This window comes from Streptomyces sp. NPDC046379, from assembly GCF_055587785.1.
On sequence record NZ_JBVJFP010000013.1, the window covers coordinates 129757 to 143823 of the forward strand.

The following is a 14067-nucleotide window of genomic DNA, read 5'->3' on the forward strand; positions in this document are numbered from 1 at the left end:
CACGCTCGGTTATCGTCTCGCCGAAAAGCTTTACCAAAAGGTAAGTGGGGGAGGGGAGGGGCATGGCCACGTCGGAGGACCTTCGCCGGCTGGACGGGCACGCGCAGTCGGAGCTCTTACGCACCGGGCACCTGTCGGAGAAGGAGCTTCTGCACGCGGCCGTCGAGCGCATCGAGGAGATCGACGCACGGCTGGGCGCCGTCGTCGTCACCGCCTTCGACCGGGCCCTGGCCGAGGCCGACCGGCCGGTTCCCGGGCCCGCCGAGCGCGGCCCCCTGTACGGGGTGCCGTTCCTGCTCAAGGACCTCGGGCCGACCGTCGCCGGCCTGGAGGCGACCATGGGCTCACGCTTCCTGGCCGGTTTCGTTCCCCGGCAGGGCAGTGAGCTGGGCGACCGCTTCCGGGCCGCGGGCCTGCGCGTGCTCGGCAAGGCCAAGACCGCCGAGTTCGGCGTCCTGCCCACCACCGAGCCGCGGTTCCGGGGACCGACCGTCAACCCGTGGGACCCCCGGCTCAGCGCCGGCGGCTCGAGCGGCGGCTCCGCGGCCGCCGTGGCGGCCGGACTGGTGCCCGTGGCGCACGCCAACGACGCCGGCGGTTCCATCCGCATCCCCGCCTCCCTCTGCGGCGTGTTCGGCCTCAAGCCCACCCGCGCCCGCACCCCGCTGGGACCCGCCGTCGGGGACCTGATGAACGGCCTGGCGTGCGAGCACGTCGTCAGCCGTTCCGTGCGGGACAGCGCGGCCGTGCTCGACGCCATCGCGGGGCCCGCGCCCGGCGACCCGTACTGGGCGCCGCCCTGTGCACCCGGCGCGTTCGCCCGGGCCGTACGGGAGGGCCCCGGACGGCCGCTGCGCATCGCCTTCACCGTCCGCCCCGGCGCCGGCGGCGCCCTCGACCCCGAGTGCGCCGAAGCGGTCCGCGACGCCGCCGCGCTCTGCGCCGACCTCGGGCACCACGTCACCGAGAACGCGCCCGCCGTCGACTTCGCCGGCCTGGCAGAACCGTTCCTGGTGCTGTGGGCCGCCGGAGTCTCCTCGGCGATCAGCTCGTACGCGCAGCTCAGCGGCAGGGTCCCGGAGCCCGGCGCGTTCGAGGAACTGACCTGGGACCTCTACGAGCGGGGGCGGACGCTCAGCGCCGCCGACTACCTGCTGGCCGTCTCCACCCTCCAGCGGGCCGCCCGCGAGATCGCCGCCTTCCACAAGCGGTACGACGTCCTGCTCGGCCCCGTCACCGCCCGCCCGGCGCCGCGGCTCGGCGCCTTCTCCACCGGCACCCCACGGCAGCAGATCACCCGGGCCGTGGAGTTCTGCCACGAGACACCCCTCGCGAACCTCACCGGACAGCCCGCCATGTCGGTCCCCCTGCACCGGACCGGCACGGGCGTCCCCGTCGGCGTGCACGCCACCGGACGCTTCGGCGAGGAGGCGACCCTGTTCGCCCTCGCCGCGCAGCTGGAACAAGCCCGCCCCTGGGCGCATCGCCTGCCCGACCTCGAGCACCTGCGATCGGAGACCCAGTCTTGCTGAAGATATCCCTGGCGCACCGGGGGACGGACGCCTGGCGCGAGGCCGGCGCCTTCGCCCGCGCCGCCTACGCGCACATCCACCGGGCGACCATCGACCCCCGCCCCGACGCCTTCATCGTCGCCACCGGTCCCGACGACCGGGGCGGCACCGCCGTGCGCGGCTGCGCCGGCTGCACCTACGCCTCGGACCGGCCGTTCTTCTCCGAGCGCTACCTCGACACGACCGTCGAGCAGGCCATCGGGGAACGCAACGGCCTGCCGGTGGACCGCAGCCGCATCGTGGAGATCGGCGCGCTGGCCGGCCCCGGCGGCGCCGGACAGGAGATGGTCCGGCTCATCCCGATCATCGCCTGGTGCATGGGCATGGAGTACATCCTGTGCACGGTCACGTCCCGGCTGCACGAGCTGCTGCAGCGACTCGACATCACCTTCACCCCGCTCGGCACCGCCACCGCGGAGCACCTGGACCCGGCCGAGCGCGCGGCGTGGGGCACGTACTACGACCAGTCGCCCCAGGTCGGATTCATCGAACTGCGCGTCCTCGCCTCCCTGTTCGCCGGCGCGACCGGTCGCTACGCCTTCTTCGAGCCCGTGGTGGAGCTGCTCACCGGCACCGCCACCCCGCGGGAGGTGGCCGGCCGTGCGAGCCGTTGAGCGCGCCCTCGCCCGTCACGCGGAGTCCGACGCCACGCTCGTCCAGGTCCTGGACGCCGACGGCGGCCGGGCCGCCGCCTTCAGCTACCGCGAGATCACCCGGGCCGCGCAGGCGCTGGCCTCGCGGCTGGGCGCCGTCCCGGAGACGACGGACGGCAGCCGGCGCGTCGGCGTCCTGTGCGGCAACACCCCCGAGTTCGTCGTCGCGGACCTGGCGCTGCTCGCCGCGCGCCGCACCGAGGTGCCCGTCCCGCTGGCGTTCTCGCGCGACCAGGCCGCCGGCCTCCTGCTGGAGGCGGAGATCTGCCTGGTGGACGAGTTCGGCGCGGCGCGGCTGGACGAGTGGGGCCGCGACAACGTCCTGCCCGCGGGCTGCCGGGTCGTGGAGATCCGGCTGGCCGAACTCGTGCGGGGAACCGTCCCCTACGCCGTCCCCGCGGGCGACGAGGACTGGATCTGCAAGATCATCCACACCTCGGGGACCACGTCCCTCCCCAAGGGCGTGCGCATCCGCTCCCACGGCGTCGACGCGCTGATCGGCTCGCTGCACTCCGCGATGCCCGCCCGCGCCTTCACGCGCTACGTGTCCTTCGTGCCGTTCAGCCTCCTCATCGAGCAGGTGACGGGGCTGTACCTGGTGGTGCTGGACGGCGGCTGCGTGACGCTGCTGCCGCCGGACGCCCCGCTCGTGGGCACCAGCGGCGCCGCCGTGGAGACCGTGCTGCCGCTGCTGGCCGCCGCACGCCCGACCGCCGTCGTCGCCACCCCCGCCCCGGTCACCGCGCTGCTGGCGGCCGCGCGCCGGGCCTCGGCGGCGGGCGAGGACGTCAGCCGGGCCCTGTTCGGCACCGAACAAACGCCCCTGATCTGCTGCGGCGGCGCCCCGGTCCACCCGGACACCCTGCGCGAACTGGACACGTTCGGGATCGCCGTGCACGAGGGGTACGGCCTGTCCGAGAACAGCTCCGTGGTCAGCCTCAACACCCCCGGCGCCCGGCGCATCGGCACGGTCGGCCGCCCGCTGGACCATGTCAGCGTCCGGCTCGGCGAGGACGGCGAACTCCTCGTCCGCAGCGCCTCCCTGTTCGCCGGCTACACCCGCGAGGACCCCTCCAGCTGCGACGTGGTCGACGGCTGGCTCCACACCGGCGACCTCGCGTCCATCGACGAGGACGGCTACCTCACCATCACCGGGCGCAAGAAGAACGTCATCATCACCGCCGCCGGGCGCAACGTGGCGCCCGAGTGGGTGGAGGCCCAGTACACGCGGCTTCCGTTCGTCCGCGCCGTGGCGGTGGTGGGCAACGGACTGCCCGCCCTGAACGGCCTGTTCGTCATCGACCCGGACACCGACCCGGCCGAGGCGCAGCGCGCCATCGCGGCGTTCGGCGCCGAGCACCTCTCCGCCGTGGAGCGGGTCGAGAAGGTCCATCTCATGAGCACCGAGGACGCCGCGTACCGCCGGCTGTTCACCGTCACCGGCCGTCCCGTCCGCAAGGCCATCACCAAACAGCTCCTCTCCCAGTGACAAGAGGAACGAGGTCGAACATGTCCCTGAGCCAGCCCGAGATTCAGCCCTTCGGCACCGGAACCGGAAGGCTGGTCCTCGCCACCGCCGACTGCGCCGCCCTGAGCGACCTGGAGCCCCTGGACGTCGTACGGCTGCTGGCCGAGGCCGGCTTCCTGGTCCTGCGCGGCTTCCGGCCCTCCCTCGAGGACTTCTCCGGGTTCGTCAAGACGCACTCCGACCGGGTGACGCTGGACCCCGCCCGCTCCTTCCACGGCGGTGACGTGGCGCAGAAGGTGGACGCCGGCACCCAGGCGGTCGGCCTGCACCTGGAGAACGGCAACAGCCCGTTCGTCCCCGACCTGACCTGGTTCCTGTGCGAGCGGGCGGCGGCCGACGGCTCGCAGACCACGGTGTGCGACGGCTACCGCGTGTGGGACGCGGCGACCGAGGAGGACCGGGCGGCCTTCGCCCAGGACATCACCTACTCGCGCCGGGTCGAGGAGGACAAGTGGAAGCAGTTCGTGCTGCACCAGAGCGGCGGCGCGAAGCGGCTGGAGGACATCACCTTCGAGGACTTCCGCGCCCTGGTCGCCGGCTCGCGGGACACCACGCTCGTCCACCTGCCGGACGGCGCCGCGCACTACACGTACCGCACCCCGGCCGCCCGCACCACGCTGTTCGGCGAGCGGCTGTCCTGGGCCAACAGCATCTTCGGCCCCTCCTACAACTACGAGAAGCCGGTCATCGCCTTCGCCGACGGCACCCCCCTCTCCCCCGGCCTGACCGACCGCATGAAGCGCCTCACGGACGAGCTGACCGAGGACATCGACTGGCAGGACGGCGACGTCGCGCTCATCGACAACACCCGTGTGATGCACGGCCGCCGGGCGATCACCGACACCCGCCGGACCATCTACAACGCGCAGAGCTACCTCCGCCGCGACCTGCTGGAAGCCGTCACCGCCTGACCGTCCGCCCGCCCGTCCAGGGCCGGCCGTACGGCAGCTCGCACACCACGGGAGATCACCTTGTCCGTCCCGCCCGTCCGCCCCGGCGCCCCGGGGCTCGACGACCCCGCGGTCCGCTCCGTCCTCACCAGGCTGTACGCCCAGGCCGAGCGTGCGGACAAGGAGGTCATGGAGCGGGCCTACGCCCACGCCGCCGAACTCCCGGCGCCGCCCACCGCCGAGCAGGCGAGCGCGCTGTGCGCCGACGCCCTGCTGCCCGTCGACCCGCACATCGGCCGGCTGCTCTACACCCTGACCCGGATGCTCCGGCCGCGCGGCGTCGTGGAGTTCGGCACCTCGTTCGGCACCTCCGCCATCCAGATCGCCGCCGCCCTGCGGGACAACGGCGGCGGCCGTCTGATCACCTGCGAACTGGACGCCGGCAAGGTGCGCCGGGCCCGGGAGAACATCGCCGAGGCCGGGCTCGCCGACCTGGTCACCGTCCTGGAGGGCGACGCGCGCGACACGCTGGCCGGCCTGACGCAGCCCGTCGAGCTGATCCTGCTCGACGGCTGGAAGGAGCTGTACCTGCCGGTCCTCCAGGTGCTGGAGCCGGCCATGGCGGACGGCGCCGTGATCGTCGCCGACAACCTCTCGATGCTGCCGGAGGAGTACCTGCGGCACGTCCGCGACCCCGAGCGCGGCTACGTCTCGCTCGACCTTCCGCTGGGCGACGGCGTCGAGATCACGACCTGGACGCGGGGCACTGCGTGACGGACGCCCGGCCCCGGGTCCCGCAACCCGACCCCGTCCCGATCCGTCCCTCACCCGGAGATCCCATGTCATCCCTGTTCGACCCGCTCACCGCGGGCGCCCTGGCGCTGCCCCACCGTGTGGTCATGGCGCCCATGACCCGCAACCGCGCGGGCTCCGACGGCGTCCCCGGCCCGCTGATGGCCGAGTACTACGCGCAGCGGGCCTCCGCCGGTCTCATCGTCACCGAGGGATCGCGCGTCAGCGCCGCCGGGCACGGGCCGATCGGTCAGCCGGGGCTGCACACCCGGGCCCAGACCGAGGGCTGGGCCCGGGTGACCGACGCGGTGCACCGGGCGGGCGGCCGCATCGTGGCGCAGCTGACCCATCACGGGCGCATCGCCCATCCCGACCTGTTGCCGGAGGGCGTGCAGCCGGTGGCGCCGTCGGCCGTGACCGCGCTCAGCGACGCGCGGACGGCGAAGGGGCTGGTGCCGACGGTGCGTCCGCGCGCGATGGAGCCCGCCGACATCGCCGAGACCCTGGAGGACTTCAAGGCCGCCGCCCTGGCGTCGGTCGAGGCCGGCTTCGACGGCGTCGAGATCCAGGGCGGCAACGGGTACCTGATCCACCAGTTCCTGTCGGACGACTCCAACGTCCGCGACGACGGCTACGGCGGTGACGCCGCCGGGCGCATCCGGTTCGCCGTCGAGGCCGTCCGCGCGGTGGCCGGCGCGATCGGCCCGGACCGGGTGGGACTGCGGATCTCCCCCGGCAGCGGCTACAACGACACCGCCGAGTCCGACCCCGCGCTGGTCTACGGACTGCTCGCCGACGCCCTGAACGCGGAGAACCTCGCCTATCTGCACGTGGTCGAGGGCCCGGACGCGGAGCTGCCGCGGCTGCTGCGCCAACGCTGGACGGGCGTGATCGTCAGCAGCCCGTTCACCGGCGACGACCCCACCGACCCGGACACCGCGCGCGAGGTGCTCGCCTCCGGGCGCGCCGACGCGGTCAGCTTCGCCCGGTACTTCGCCGCCAACCCCGACCTGCCCGAGCGGATCCGCGCGGGCGCGCCGCTCACCGAGCCCGACCCGGACACGTTCCACGACGGGGACGCCGTGGGCTACACCGACTACGCCGTCCACGGGCACGCGATCGCCTGACGGCCCGCACGCAGGGAGTGCACGACCCATGACCACGCAGGACGACCAGTACGCCGCCATCGGCGACCGCTACTCCGACTTCAAGGACACGGCCCCGCTGGCCGGTCCCGAGCAGTACAACGTGCTCAAGCACCTGGGCGACCCGACCGGCGCCCGGGTGCTCGACCTGGCCTGCGGGCACGGCCACTACAGCCGGCTCATCAAGCGCGCGGGCGCCGCCGAGGTGGTGGGCGTCGACCTGTCGCCCGTCATGGTGGAGCTGGCGCGCAAGACGGAGCGGGAGCAGCCGCTGGGCATCTCCTACGAGGTGGCCGACGCCGTACGGCTGCCCCGGCTCGGCGCCTTCGACCTGGTGAGCGCCGTATGGCTGCTCAACTACGCGACCACCGAGGACGAGCTGACCGCGATGCTGCGCGGCATCCACGACAACCTGGTCCCCGGCGGCCGGTTCGTGGCCGTCGCGGTATGGCCGGACTTCGACCCGCACGGGCCCGAGTGGGACGCCTACGGGCTGCGGGTGGTCTCGGAGACTCCCGCCGAGCACCGGGGCGTCCTCGTGACCGATCTGATCGGCGGCACGGAGACGTCGACGATCACCACGTCCCGGTGGAGCCACGAGGCGTTCGCCCGGTGCCTGGCGGCGGCGGGCTTCACCTCGTACGACTGGCACAAGCCGGAGGTGCCGCAGGAGTCCGTGGCCCGGTTCGGGGACGCCTTCTGGGACAACTACCGCGCCAACCCGGTCCCCGGCCTCCTCGTCGGCGTCCGCACCGCATCCGTGACGGAGTCCGGCGGGGCGGCGGGGGTGCGCGCGGCTGCCGAGGCGCTCGGGCGGGACCTCGCGGCGGGCGCCTGGTCCCCCGTCGAGCTGGAGAAGGTGCTCGCCCGGCAGCTGCTCGACTCCGCTGCGGCGGGCGGGACGTTCACGCCGGCGGCGGTGCGGAGCGTGTTCCGGGAGGGCTCGGAGGCCTTTCCCAGGGACAACGGCGGCCGGCTGGCCGCCGTGCTCGCCGATCTGCTGCCGGTGCTGGAGGCCGGGGGCGAGGACGCCGCCGAGACCGGCCGGACGGTCTCGGCGCTGCTGCGCTCGATCGTCTGAGGAACGCGACAGCCGGTGGGCAACCGTGCGTCGCGCACGGTCGCCCACCGCGCGCTGTCGGGAAAGGTCGCAGGCCATGAAAACGGTCAGGTCCGTCATGCCGGCCGGGGGGACGAGCCACCCCGAGCCGCCGCCGGCGCGGCGGCTCACCGCGGTGCACCTGGTGCCCGTCGCGGCGCTGCGGGACGCCGACTCCCCGCGCGCCTGCCCGGAGAACCCCGAGCATCTCCAGTTGCTGGCCGCGGCGGAGAGTTCGCTGCCGCCGATCGTGGTGCACCGCGCCACCATGCGCGTCATCGACGGCACGCACCGCCTGAAGGCCGCGAAGCTGCGCGGCCGGACCGAGATCGAGGTGCAGTTCTTCGACGGCAGCGAGGCGGACGCGTTCGTCTACGCCGTGGAGACCAACACCCGGCACGGGCTGCCGCTGACGCTCGCCGAGCGCTCCGCCGCCGCCGAACGCATCCTGCGCTCGCACCCGCACTGGGCGGACCGGGCGATCGCCTCGGTGACGGGGCTCTCCGCCCACACGGTCACCGGTCTGCGCCGGGGGGCGGCCGCCGGCCGGGACGCCGTGTCACCGCCGGTGCGGCTCGGCCGGGACGGCAGGGTGCGGCCCCTGAGCACGGCGCAGGGCCGGCGTGAGGCGGAGCGGCTGCTGCTGTCCTCGCCGCAGGTGTCGCTGCGGGAGATCGCCCGGCGGACCGGCATCTCCCCGGCCACGGTGCGCGACGTCCGCGACCGGCTGCTGCGCGGCGACGACCCGGTGCCGGAGCGGATGCGGGCCGAGGAGCGCGGCGCGCGCCCCGCGCCCCGGCGATCGTCGCCCCCTGTGCGCAGGCCGGCCCCGGAGCGGGACGTGACGGCCGTCTACCAGAACCTGTGCCAGGACCCGGCGCTGCGGCACAGCGAGAAGGGCCGCCTGCTGCTGCGTCTGCTGAGCGCCCTCGCGCTGCCCGACACGGAGTGGCGCAGCATCGCCGACGAGATCCCCGCCCACCGGGCCGACGCGGTGGCCGAGCTGGCGACGGAGTACGCCAGGCTCTGGCGCGAGTTCGCGGACCGGGCCCGGGACAACGCGCCGGACGCGCCGGCCGACCGGTAGCCGCGGGCCGGACACGCGGGCCGTGCGGCGCGGCGACCACCGGCGGCCGGCGCGAGGGCTCGGCGCCGGTCAGTACCCCACCGCCCGGATCCGTGGCCCGTACGGCGCCGTGTCCAGCCAGTGGCCGGCGCGGGGCCAGACGGGGGAGGCGGTGGCCGCGGCCCACTGGAGGCAGCGTCGGCCGGCGCCGGTGGCCAGCAGGTGGTCCAGGGCCGCGCCCGCCGCGCGGACGTTGGCCTCCGCCGCGGCGCGCCGGGACCGGGCGTAGTGGTCGACGCTGCCGGCGCGCACCGCGCGGGCGGCGGCGACGGCGTCGCCGATGCCGGAGTTCATGCCGCGGGCCCCGAACGGCGGCAGGAGGTGGGCGGCCTCGCCCGCCAGGAGGACGCGCCGGTGGGCGTCGGTGAAGCGGTCGGCGACGCGCTGCTGGAAGCGGTAGACCGACGACCAGGTGATCCGCGGGTCGGGCGCCTGGGGCAGCACCCGGGGCAGCCACTCGGGCGCCCGGGCGACCAGGTCCCGCGCGTCGTCCCCGGCCCGGCACTGGACGTCGACGCGCCAGCCGCCCCGGAACGGCACGAGGAGGACGTTGCGCCCTCCGGCGCCGGGGTGCCGGTAGTGGAACACCCGCTCGGCGTCGTCGGACCGGACGTCGGCGGCGACGTCGAGGACGACGAACTCGGTGGTGGAGGTGTCCCCCTGCAGGGCGATGCCCGCCTGCGCGCGCACCCGGGACCGGGCCCCGTCCGCGGCGATGACGTGGCCGGCGTCGTGGACCGCGCCGCCTTCCGTCCGCAGCCGGACGCCGTCCGGGGTGCTGTGGACCTCCTGGACGGGGTCGCCCCAGACCGACCGGATGCCCGCGGCGTCGCAGGCCCGCAGCAGCAGGTCCTCGACGGCGGTCTGGGGAAGGCTGGTGAACGGCACGGCGGCGGTGGGGGCGTAGGTGCGGACGTGGACCTGGCGGCCGGCCCACAGGGTGCGCTTGGTGCGCCACACCAGCCCCTGGGCGAAGACGCTCTCCCCCAGGCCGGGGCTGACACGGTCGAGGTGGTCGAGGGTGGCGCGGTGCACGAAGATCGCCCGGCTGCCGGGGCGCGCGGCGGTGCGCGGCCGGGCCTCCAGCAGGACGGGGTCGAGGCCGAGGGCGTGGGCGGCGAGTGCGGCGGCCAGGCCGACGGGCCCGGCGCCGACCACGGCGACGGCGCTCATGACGCGGCCACCGCCGGCCGGCGCCCCGCGGCGGCGACGGGGCCGGAGGGGCCGGGCCGCTGTCCCGGTGAGACGACGGCGGGGTTGAAGGTCTCCTCGACGTGGAGCGGCAACGCGCCGTCCAGGTGCAGCAGATAGCTTCTGGCCACGGCGGGCAGCGTGCCGTGGGCGACGGGCCAGCCGGAGAGTCCGGCGGTCCGCGGGGTCCGCCGGTGCGGTGTCCCGCTCGCGGCGACGGCGCGGCCCAGCGGGGTGGTGCGGCTGGTGACGGCGGCGGCCAGTTCGTCGTCGTCCGGGAGCGGGCCGGTCACCGTGTTGCGGGAGACCACCGTGCCCTCGGGCGTCACCAGTTCGGTGCGGCGGACCAGGAACGGCGGCGCGGGACGGGGCGGCCGGTGGCCGCCCGCGGCGCGGGGTGCGAGGGTCTGGGCGCGCACCCGGACGCGCAGCGGGCGCCCGAGGTGCTGCTCCAGGAGGTCGGTCGTCATCCCGCGGTGGCCGAGCAGCCGGCGGGTGAAGGCGTCGGCGAAGTTCCGTACGGGGACGGCGCGCAGGGGCGCGGGGCCGGCCGGCTGTTCCGGGTGGGCGGGCATGGCGGCGGGTCTCTTCGGTCGGGGGGCAAAAGGAGCGAGGCCGCTGCGAGAGCGGCCTCGGCCGTGCCGCGTCCGGGGGTGTGAACCGGACGCAGGGACCTGGCCGGGCGGCGGGCCCGGTCAGGCGGAGGTGCTGGTCAGGCGGAGGGCTTGTAGTTGCCCGGGGTGAGGCGCTGGGTGATCGCGAGCCGGTTGTAGCTGTTGATCGCGACGATGACGAACAGCAGGTGGGAGAGCTGCTCGTCGCCGAAGACCTTCTGGGCGCGCCGGTAGGCGTCGTCCGGGACGTGACCGTCGTGGACGAGGGTGATGGCCTCGGTGAACTCCAGCGCGGCGCGCTCCCGTTCGGTGAAGAACGGCGTCTCCTCCCACGCGTTGAGGGCGTAGATGCGCTGCTCGGTCTCGCCGGCGTTGCGGGCGTCGATGGTGTGCATGTCGATGCAGAAGGCGCAGCCGTTGATCTGCGACGCGCGGATGCGGACGAGTTCGAGCAGCGCGCTCTCCAGACCGGCCTCCTGGGCGGCCTGGGCGGCCGTGGAGGCGAGGCGGTGCATGGCGGAGTAGGTGCGCTCGGCGTGGGTGTTCAGGTCCAGGCGCTGGCTGTTCTCGGTGGTCATGGCCGGGATCGTAGGAGCGGGCGCGGGCGGGTGGCCAGTGCTCGCGTCCCGCAGTTGAACAGCCGATCGCGCGTCGGATCGAACAGGTGACTGCGTGCCGGGGCGACCGGGCGAGTGCGCGCCGGGCCGAACAGGCGACTGCGCGCCGGGGCGGCGCTTGACAGTCAGGTGTCTCACGGAAAAGGTAAATCGGGAGCAGGGCGGTGAGGCCACCGCCGGCACGCCGCTCGCTGCCCTCTGGGTCCGCTGCGCCCTCTTCCGGGTCCGCCGCGCCCGCCGGCAGGGCGATTCGCCCGGACCACGGCTCGTACCTCCTGTGTTTCGGCGCCGCGCCGCGCCCAGTACCCGCACGTCCGGTGCCTTGCGGCACCGACCCGACGAAATGGCTGGACGTACATGACTGACCTGGCAAACGACACGCTGCGGGCCGGTGGCACCGGCACGGCGCCGGAACACCTGCGTGCCGTCCTGCGCTGGCACTTCGACCCCGCCACGGGCTCCCCGTTCTGGCTGCGCAAGGCCGCCGGTCTGGGCTTCGACCCGCTCACCGACATCGTCGACGTCGCCGACCTGCGCCGCTTCCCGGACGTCAGCGGCGAGTTGCGCACGGTCCCGGCCGAGGACCTCATCCCGGCGGGCAGTTCGGGCAGCGGCTTCGAGGTGTTCGAGTCGGGCGGCACGGTCGGCGCCCCCAAGCGGGTCGTCGACAGCACCTCGCGGACCCGCAACGTGGAGTGGGTGAGCGACGTCCTGGCCGAGCACGGCTTCCCCGCCACGGGGCACTGGCTGCACGTGGGCCCGACCGGCCCGCACGTCGTCGGCCGTACCGTCCGGCACCTGGCGCAGCTGCGCGGCTCCCTGTGCTTCACCCTCGACTTCGACCCGCGCTGGGTGAAGCGGCTGATCGCCTCCGGCCGCACCGAACTCGCCGCCGAGTACCGCGCGTACCTGCTCGACCAGATCGAACCGATCGTCAGTTCCCAGAACATCAAGGTGCTGTTCGTCACGCCTCCCGTGCTGGAGGCGATCTGCGCCCGCCCGGACCTGTACGAGCGGCTCGCCGCGTCGCTCGAGGCCATCCTCTGGGCGGGCACCAGCATCAGCCCCGAGTCGCTGCGCCAGATCGAGGAGACCTTCTTCCCGCGGGCCAGGGTCGCGGCCATCTACGGCAACACCATCATGGGCATCGCCCCGCAGCGGCCGCGCGAGGCGGACGACCCGTACCCCTGCGTGTTCCGCCCGTACTTCCCGCAGTCGATCGTCGAGCTGGTGGACCCGGAGACCGGCGGCCCCGTGGCGTACGGGGAGCGCGGGCAGGTCCTGATGCACCAGCTCAGCCGGGACATGTTCCTGCCCAACGTGCTGGAGCGCGACACCGCGATCCGGGTCCGGCCGGCGAGCGGGGACGACGTCGACGGCCTGGCCGACATCGCCCCGCTGAAGGCCAAGGACGCCCCGGCCGTGATCGAGGGGGTCTACTGATGGCCGCGGCCCTGCCCGTCGTCAATCCCGTCCTCGGGGGCGCCGACGTCGACAGCCGCGACCGGGTGGAGCTCGCCGCGCTCGACGGTTCCCCGCTCGCCTCGGTCGGACTGGCCCCGCGTCTGCTCGCGCAGGCCGCCCTCAACCGGCTCCGGGCGGCGCCGGCCGGGCCAGCGCCCGCCGGAGAGGTGTTCGCCGAGGCCGGCCGGCTGTTCGCCGAGGCCGAGCTGGACGGGGAGTCCCCCGAGGAGTACCGGCGCCGTGTCGTGCTGGCCACCGGCACGCCGGGCGGCGCGATCACCCGGGCGATCCGCGGCATCCGCTCGCAGCTCGGCATGATCGAGCGGATCAACCAGGCCGAGTACCCGGAGCCGTTCGAGACCCCGGGCTACCGCACGGTCTGGGTGCCGCGCGGCGCGCTCCTGGCCGCGATCGTGCCCAACAACCACCCCGAGCCCAACGTCACCTGGGTGCGCGCCCTCGCCATGGGCGCGCGTGTCCTGGTGCGGCCGGGCAGCAGGGACCCCTTCACCCCGCGCAGGCTGTTCGCCGCTCTCCTCGCCGCCGGCGTGGACCCGCAGACCCTGGCGTTCCTGCCCGGCGACCACGACATGGGCGAACACCTGCTGGAACACGCCGACCTGGGGCTGGTGTACGGCGGACCGGCGGCGGCGGAGCGCTTCGCCCGGCGCAGCGACGTCCTGGTGCGCGGGCCCGGCCGCAGCAAGGTCCTGGTCGGCGCGGGGGCCGAGAAGGACGAGGAGCTGCTCGACGACCTCGTCCAGTGGATCGCCGACGACGGCGGGGTGCGGTGCAACAACATCTCGCTGGTGCTGACCAGCGGCCCGGTGGAACCGCTCGCCGACGCGCTCGCCCACCGGCTCGCCGGGCTCCCGGTCCGCCCCGCCCTGGAGGAGCAGGCCACCCTGCCCGCCGTCAGCCCGGACAACGCCGCCGCCCTGGCCGACCACCTCGCCGGGCTGACGAAGGACGCCACCGACCACAGCACGCACCGCTACGGCGGTTCGCTGCCGGCCGACCCGGGCGACGGCACCCGCGTGATGCGCCCGCTGGTCGTCTCCGTCGACCGCCCCGACCACCCCCTGGCCGGCACGGAGCTGGGCTTTCCCTTCGTCGTGGTCGCGCCGTGGCGGCCCGCCGACGGGGTGCGCCCGCTGCGCGAGTCCCTGGTGGTGAGCCTCCCCGGCGAACACGCCCCGCTCGCCGAGGCCGTACTGCGCGAACCCTCCGTCCGCAAGGTCGTCACCGGGCGCGTCAGGCCCTGGTCCGGCGTCCCCGAGACCCCGCACGACGGCAGCCTCGCCCAGTTCCTGCTCGAACCGAAGGGCCTGGTCACGGCTGAGACCGACAGCTGACCGGACACCCCGTGCCCCACTG

The 14067-nt window shown here is 74.7% G+C and carries 13 protein-coding genes; 10 read left to right on the plus strand and 3 right to left on the minus strand.

The features are described from left to right. The first annotated feature begins 62 nt into the window (after positions 1 to 62). From ACZ6KF_RS23100 to ACZ6KF_RS23135, 8 genes are all read left to right on the plus strand, one after another. Complete coding sequence (locus tag ACZ6KF_RS23100) at positions 63 to 1532, plus strand: amidase (protein WP_469239865.1); 1470 nt, start codon at positions 63 to 65, stop codon at positions 1530 to 1532. Beyond that, complete coding sequence (locus tag ACZ6KF_RS23105; protein ID WP_469239867.1) at positions 1526 to 2185, plus strand: thermostable hemolysin; 660 nt, start codon at positions 1526 to 1528, stop codon at positions 2183 to 2185. Before ACZ6KF_RS23100 ends, ACZ6KF_RS23105 begins: the two co-directional genes overlap by 7 nt. Beyond that, positions 2172 to 3713: an AMP-binding protein gene (locus ACZ6KF_RS23110; protein WP_356626652.1), complete on the plus strand. Its 1542-nt coding sequence runs from the start codon at positions 2172 to 2174 to the stop codon at positions 3711 to 3713. The genes ACZ6KF_RS23105 and ACZ6KF_RS23110 overlap by 14 nt, the downstream gene beginning before the upstream one ends. Before the next feature lie 20 nt (positions 3714 to 3733). After that, complete coding sequence (locus tag ACZ6KF_RS23115) at positions 3734 to 4663, plus strand: TauD/TfdA family dioxygenase (protein WP_356626650.1); 930 nt, start codon at positions 3734 to 3736, stop codon at positions 4661 to 4663. A gap of 60 nt (positions 4664 to 4723) precedes the next feature. Continuing rightward, positions 4724 to 5416 carry an O-methyltransferase gene (locus ACZ6KF_RS23120; protein WP_356626648.1) on the plus strand — a complete coding sequence of 231 codons (693 nt, stop codon included), beginning with the start codon at positions 4724 to 4726 and terminating at the stop codon, positions 5414 to 5416. Between the two features lie 65 nt (positions 5417 to 5481). Continuing rightward, a complete protein-coding gene (locus ACZ6KF_RS23125; RefSeq protein ID WP_356626647.1) occupies positions 5482 to 6561 on the plus strand; it encodes an alkene reductase in 1080 nt (359 codons plus the stop codon). Positions 6562 to 6589: 28 nt separating this feature from the next. After that, positions 6590 to 7660 carry a class I SAM-dependent methyltransferase gene (locus ACZ6KF_RS23130; protein ID WP_356626645.1) on the plus strand — a complete coding sequence of 357 codons (1071 nt, stop codon included), beginning with the start codon at positions 6590 to 6592 and terminating at the stop codon, positions 7658 to 7660. Positions 7661 to 7736: 76 nt separating this feature from the next. Further along, the gene (locus ACZ6KF_RS23135) at positions 7737 to 8765 is read left to right on the plus strand and encodes a ParB N-terminal domain-containing protein (RefSeq protein ID WP_356626643.1); all 1029 of its coding nucleotides are present in this window, start codon (positions 7737 to 7739) and stop codon (positions 8763 to 8765) included. A 69-nt stretch (positions 8766 to 8834) separates the two neighbouring features. On the opposite strand, the gene ACZ6KF_RS23140 is transcribed toward ACZ6KF_RS23135, so the two are convergent. The 3 genes from ACZ6KF_RS23140 to ACZ6KF_RS23150 form a co-directional block, all read right to left on the minus strand. Beyond that, positions 8835 to 9977, minus strand: coding sequence for an FAD-dependent monooxygenase (locus ACZ6KF_RS23140; RefSeq protein WP_469157340.1), 1143 nt, complete (start codon positions 9975 to 9977; stop codon positions 8835 to 8837). After that, the gene (locus ACZ6KF_RS23145) at positions 9974 to 10570 is read right to left on the minus strand and encodes a hypothetical protein (protein WP_356626641.1); all 597 of its coding nucleotides are present in this window, start codon (positions 10568 to 10570) and stop codon (positions 9974 to 9976) included. Before ACZ6KF_RS23145 ends, ACZ6KF_RS23140 begins: the two co-directional genes overlap by 4 nt. 137 nt (positions 10571 to 10707) lie before the next feature. After that, positions 10708 to 11187: a carboxymuconolactone decarboxylase family protein gene (locus tag ACZ6KF_RS23150; RefSeq protein WP_469239868.1), complete on the minus strand. Its 480-nt coding sequence runs from the start codon at positions 11185 to 11187 to the stop codon at positions 10708 to 10710. A gap of 396 nt (positions 11188 to 11583) precedes the next feature. On the opposite strand from ACZ6KF_RS23150, the gene ACZ6KF_RS23155 reads away from it, so the two are divergent. Together ACZ6KF_RS23155 and ACZ6KF_RS23160 are read left to right on the plus strand one after the other, a co-directional pair. Further along, entirely contained in the window at positions 11584 to 12669 is a 1086-nt protein-coding gene (locus ACZ6KF_RS23155; RefSeq protein ID WP_469177318.1) for an AMP-binding protein, read from the plus strand. Further along, the gene (locus tag ACZ6KF_RS23160; protein WP_469239870.1) at positions 12669 to 14045 is read left to right on the plus strand and encodes an aldehyde dehydrogenase family protein; all 1377 of its coding nucleotides are present in this window, start codon (positions 12669 to 12671) and stop codon (positions 14043 to 14045) included. Before ACZ6KF_RS23155 ends, ACZ6KF_RS23160 begins: the two co-directional genes overlap by 1 nt. Positions 14046 to 14067 lie beyond the last annotated feature (22 nt).